The sequence below is a fragment of the Micromonospora coerulea genome (genome assembly GCF_016598485.1).
GTDB lineage: Bacteria > Actinomycetota > Actinomycetes > Mycobacteriales > Micromonosporaceae > Micromonospora > Micromonospora coerulea.
Map to the genome: position 1 here is coordinate 1 of NZ_JAEMUW010000072.1, position 2907 is coordinate 2907.

At 68.2% G+C, this 2907-nt stretch carries 3 protein-coding genes; 2 read left to right on the forward strand and 1 reads right to left on the reverse strand.

Translation table 11 applies throughout. The annotated features are described in order from the left end of the window. Positions 1–118: 118 nt before the first annotated feature. Positions 119–622 (reverse strand): winged helix-turn-helix transcriptional regulator, encoded by a 504-nt coding sequence (locus tag I8N68_RS32225; RefSeq protein ID WP_200216882.1) that lies wholly within the window; start codon positions 620–622, stop codon positions 119–121. A gap of 198 nt (positions 623–820) precedes the next feature. Between I8N68_RS32225 and I8N68_RS32230 the strand changes: the two genes are divergently transcribed. Beyond that, positions 821–1918, forward strand: a complete 1098-nt coding sequence (locus I8N68_RS32230; protein ID WP_200216883.1) for a serine hydrolase domain-containing protein — start codon at positions 821–823, stop codon at positions 1916–1918. A gap of 55 nt (positions 1919–1973) precedes the next feature. Further along, complete coding sequence (locus tag I8N68_RS32235; protein WP_200216884.1) at positions 1974–2507, forward strand: pyridoxamine 5'-phosphate oxidase family protein; 534 nt, start codon at positions 1974–1976, stop codon at positions 2505–2507. Positions 2508–2907 lie beyond the last annotated feature (400 nt).

The window sequence follows — 2907 nt, forward strand, 5'->3', positions numbered from 1 at the left end:
TACAGCGCACCTGATGTTGGTTGCTCGCAGTCGGTGTCTCGTTGGGACCGCTGGCATCAGCCGGCCCGTGGAGGGCCGGCAACGCCAGTCGCTCGTGCTTGCCTTCGCGCGGCGAGGGCTACATAGCAACGTTGGCGCACATGGCGTTGTCGTAGGCCGCTTGGAGCCGTTGGCTCGGGGGCGGCGCGATGGGGTCTGGTCGCGGGATGCCGAGGTGGAGCTCGCGGAGCTCGTCCATCATCTCGGCCACGAGCTTGGGGCCGCCGTCGCGCAGAAGTTCGGCGCGGACACGCAAACGCTGGGAACCGTCCCGGTATGCGAGGCCCCAGTTGCCCATTGCGACCATGATGGGCAGGACCTGAATCCCCGCCTCAGTCAGGGAGTACATCGCCCGCCGCCCTCGGTGGGCGTCCTCGCGGGTCAGCAGACCCGCGGCGGTGAGCTGTTTGAGCCGGCTGCTCAGGATGTTGCTCGCGATCCCCTCCTCGGAGCCCAGGAGCAGCTCCCGGAAGTACCGGCGATTGCCGAACATGACATCGCGCAGCACCAGCATCGCCCACGAATCGCCGAGCACCTCGACGGCGGCATTGATCGGACATCCCGAACGCGGCGCCCTGTGCATCTGCCACCCTCCCGGCTAGTGGTTGCAATCTACCACCACGCCGCCTAGCATCGGCACTGATTGCAAACCACAATCACTAGGAGAGGCCTCCGGAGACACCACGGCGGCCGATGTGGCTTGCTGGGCGGGAGGGTGCGGGCGGGCGGCGACGCTCCGGGGGAGGTGCGAATCCTCCGCGGTCGGGGGAGAGTGACGAGGATGGCGATGGGTGAGATACAGGAACAGATTCAGCGTCACATCGATACGCTGGTCGGTACCGGCGCGGAGACCGGTGTGCAGGTCGCTGTCTATCGGGATGGCGCGCTGATCGTCGACGCGGTGGCCGGCACGGCCGACCCGGCCAGCGGCCGACCAGTTACCTCCGACACGCCGATCTTCAGTTTCTCCACTGGCAAGAACGTGGCGGCCACGCTCGCGCACCTACTCGTCGCGCGGGGTTTCCTCGACTACGACAGCCCGGTCACGGACCTGTGGCCCGAGTTCGGTGTGCACGGCAAGGCCACGGCGACACTGCGGCACGTGCTGACCCACACGGTCGGTCTGCCGGCCATGCCGCGCGAGATCACCCCGGGCGAGCTTCCCGACTGGTCCAGGGTATGTGAGTCGCTGGCCGCCGCCGAACCGCGCTGGCGGCCGGGCACCGCCATGGGCTATCACTCCTACACCTTCGGCTACCTCGTCGGCGAGCTGGCCCGCCGCGCGACCGGGCGGCCCATGTGCGAGCTGCTGCGTGAGTGGATCACTGCGCCGCTCGGTATCGAGGGGCAGCTCTACTTCGCCGCTCCGAAGGATTCCCTGCCAGGGTTGGCGCGCCTGGAGCAGCAGGCGCGGCAATGGCCTGCCGGCCCGGACGACGGTGACGCGATCCTCGCGCCGTGGGAAAACCAGCCGAGTGCCGATTTCGGCAACAACGGCGAGATCCTGCGCGCCGACATACCGTCGGTGGGCATCGCCACCGCGCACGGCCTTGCCGCGATGTACAACGCCGTGCTGCAGGGCAAGCTCGTGGACTCTGCGCGCCTGGCGGAACTGTCCGCGCTCGCGTTCGAGGGCGTGGACCAGGTTTTCGGCACTCCGGCGCGGATGGCGTTGGGCTTCCCGATCGGCAGGATCGGTGCCCCTGCCGAGGAGAACTCCGTGGCGTTCGGATGGCCGGGCGGGGGCGGAAGCTACGCCTACGCGGACCCCGCGCGGGGAGTCGCCTTCGCGCTGACGAAAACCCGGCTCGTTCCGAACTTCGACACCGCGCTGTCGGTCACCACGATCCTGGCCGTCCATCTTGCCGGGACCCGCTGAACCTTCCCTGCGGATGCGCCGGGGCGGAATTCGCCGACGATCACAAGGAGAAATCATGTCCGCTCATCCGGCCGACGACTCGACCGCGCCGCAGACCAGCCTCGGTCCGTTCTCCTCGCCAGGCGCCACCCCGACGCCGTGGGAGGCGACGGAGTGGGCACTGCGCCGGATCCAGAAATTCCAGCTGTGCACGGTGCGCCGAGACGGCCGCCCACACTTGACACCGTTGCTGGCGATCTGGTCGCACGGCGCGATGTGGTTCACCACCGGCGACAACGAGCAGAAAGCCAAGAATCTCAGCGCCAACCCGCACTGCGCGCTAACCGCCGGAACCGGCACCCTGACCGGCATGGACTACATCATCGAAGGCACTGCGAGCCTGGTCACCGACCAGGCCACCAGGGAAGCCGTGGCGACCGCGTTCGAACAGGCCTATGGCTGGCAGCTCACCCGCGAGGACGGAACCTGGTATCAACTGGGCGACGCCGTTCGGACCGGCAATGTTCAACTCCACCGGGTCCAGCCGGACAAGGGGCTCGCCTTCGTCACGGGTAGCGAGTCGTCCCAGACTCGCTACCGGTGGAGCTGAGGGCACATCGCCTGGCTGCTCACGCCGCCGTGGGCAGCTCGGCCTCCGCGATCGACGACCGAGCAACGGCTTTCCCAGCACCTTGAGCACGAAGCCGGGCGAATCAGCGACCCGTAGCAGGGCACGACGCGATAGAGAAGGACCCGGCCGTGATGGTGCGCCGGCTGCGCCCAAGACTTCCTGATCCACATTCGTGGCCTGCGTGAGCACGGGATTGACACCCGTTCCTCGGTCGGGATGGCGATGGCGGATCCATTCGTGCGGCGATCCGCCAAGCCACCGAGCGTGGCATCGCGACCGGATGGCTGCCCGGGCAGCCCGCAACGGTACGCCGTCGGCCGACGGCGGCCAGGCGGGATCACGCCCACGCAAGCCGTGATCAGGCGCGCACATCTGCCGC